The sequence below is a fragment of the bacterium genome, assembly GCA_037131655.1.
In the GTDB taxonomy this organism is placed as follows: domain Bacteria; phylum Armatimonadota; class Fimbriimonadia; order Fimbriimonadales; family JBAXQP01; genus JBAXQP01.
The window spans coordinates 1-2,267 of the sequence record JBAXQP010000373.1 but is presented as its reverse complement, the minus strand read 5'-3'; the positions used below and the strand labels follow the sequence as shown (position 1 = coordinate 2,267).

The 2,267-nt window shown below is 47.2% G+C and carries 3 protein-coding genes; 1 reads left to right on the top strand and 2 read right to left on the bottom strand.

The features are described from left to right. Window positions 1-48 precede the first annotated feature (48 nt). Together WCO51_12605 and WCO51_12600 are read right to left on the bottom strand one after the other, a co-directional pair. Window positions 49-630, bottom strand: coding sequence for a hypothetical protein (locus WCO51_12605; protein MEI6514093.1), 582 nt, complete (start codon window positions 628-630; stop codon window positions 49-51). 145 nt (window positions 631-775) lie between these two features. Further along, window positions 776-1,579, bottom strand: a complete 804-nt coding sequence (locus tag WCO51_12600) for a hypothetical protein (GenBank protein ID MEI6514092.1) — start codon at window positions 1,577-1,579, stop codon at window positions 776-778. Between the two features lie 99 nt (window positions 1,580-1,678). On the opposite strand from WCO51_12600, the gene WCO51_12595 reads away from it, so the two are divergent. Next, entirely contained in the window at window positions 1,679-1,900 is a 222-nt protein-coding gene (locus WCO51_12595; GenBank protein ID MEI6514091.1) for a helix-turn-helix transcriptional regulator, read from the top strand. Window positions 1,901-2,267 lie beyond the last annotated feature (367 nt).

Below are 2,267 nucleotides of genomic sequence, written 5' to 3'. Positions count from 1 at the left end.
GCAGAACACCCATAACTTGCAATGTCTAGAGTCTTTGGGTCTTGTCCCTTATGGCTTCCTGTGTTCGGCAGCGTTCTTTCGCTTCTCTTCGACACTGCGGTAGGACTCAATAGCCTTGATAAATGTGGCCTGGTCAAAAGCACTCCTCTTTAATTGCACAGTCTTTTTGTTGGCCGCCGCTCTTTCTTGATAGCGGCTCTCGGTTATGGTTCCGCTGTATTGAACGCTAGGATCAGATACAGAGGTCAGCGTGATATTACTGACTTTATCTCTAATGTTTGCAAGGTCGATTTTAGCTGACTCAGATTCTCGACTCAGGCGGGCATAAGTTTCATTGGCATTGTGTTCAACAGACCCATCAAACAGCAATGATTTGAATACAGATTGTTTACACACGGGATACGACAATACTTGTTCAAACTCCTTGTCGGTAAAAGCATTTGCGCTTACTTCTCGAACAACTCCCCACGTGTTAAGAATGCCAATTTTCTTTGTGTCATCCGTAAAGTATATTGGCCACCCTCGCTCCCCCATTAATGCTTTCCATTGAGGTACCTTCATGACTTGAGCTTGTAAACTCATCGTCATAGATGCCACTACCATACATAAGATGATAACCTGACGTTTCATGAGGTTCATTCCTGATTATTTCCTTTCTGAAAATGATTCTTATAACTGGGGGCCTTGCGAATTATCTCTTTTCCGCCCCGATAGCGCCCAGGTAGCCGCCCCGGCACCAGCCGCAACCAACAAATACAGGAGAATGTCCTTTGCTTTACTGGGCGCACTTCAACTGCACATCATCAATGTAAATAGACATATCTGCCCCAGACTTCAGCGTGAGACAAAAACGAAGGTATTGATACGGATTTGGAATTCCAAGAAAGGAAAGATCAACACTTTTTTGAACGTAAGTAAAATTTGTCACCATGTAATTCAGGCAGTCATACCAACCGTACCCATCATAGTACTGAACTTTGGCATACCCGTTTGTCCCTTGCTGCGCACCTCGAACCCAAAACATAAGTTGAGTTGGACTATCAGTTACCGGCAATTGGAAATTACCATTGTAAATGGTGCTTTCATTGACTTTTGATTGATATGCTCCAATGTATCTACTCCCTGAATGCGCATGAGACACTATCGATGTTGCATAGCCGGTACTATAATTACTGTAGGGACCCGCTATCCATGAGCCCGAAGCTCCGCTGTTTGTCCATGTCCCTGTGCCCCAATCTCTCCACCCGCTACTGTCTTCAAAGTCTTCTGTGAATCCGTTTGCAGGGTTATTAGTCACCAAGCCAATACGATAGAATCCAATGTTGGACATCCCGCCTGAAGTGTCCGCCCATCGCTGAACTGAATTTGTCTTGCTGTAGAAACGGGCAATCTCATTCCAGGCGCCCGTGACTGTCGAAGCCCCGTGTACTATGTAAATGAAACCATTTGTAGTCTGCCATGAAAGCATAGGGGTCATGCTAATGCTGGTAATGACCGGGTTACTTTGTGAGTAAGCAGGCAGGGCTTTGCCGAATACGATCAGAGCGAACAACGTTAGCCAAACGCGATAAGATCGCATAGAAGACTCCTGCATCACGATTTCCGTTCCACGTCTATATTTACGTTTTACGCCCCGTCAGGCCGTGTTGTCAAATTATCTGATACGGCACTATGGGGCGTGCTCAAGAAACAGACAGCAGACGCCGGTGTCATCCGATTCGGGGCCAATCTCCGGAGAGAGAGAACCGATAAAGGCATTACCCAGCAAAAGCTGGCGGAACTGGCAGACTTGAATATCAGAACGATCCAGAAGATCGAAGCTGGCAAGATAACGGTTCTTATCACAACCGCCATGAGATTGCAGAAGGCGTTGGGATGCCCTTGGGATAGGTTGTTCTAATAATCGGCCTATGGTACCCGCCCCACAATCCCCGAGGCGGAGATACGCGCCAGGTTCCGTCAGCCTGTCTCTGGGCGGTTTCTGTCCCGTTCTCGCGGTCGGATCCCGTGAGGAACTTTTCTTCCCAATGCCCGGTGGCGGCATGGTGGCCGGATAAGCGCCTGATTGGTCAATTGCCTAAATGCTGATTATGCCATCAGGGAATCCCTGTTTTGATTAGCATTGAAAGCCGTGGAATATCATGCCTAAGATCAGCCAATTGAAAGGAGCAAGTCATGAAAAATATGATTCGTATTCTGGTGGCGGTATTCATAGCGGTAACGTGGTGCCAGGTCGTAAGCGTGTTTGCATCTGACCAAGGGATGCA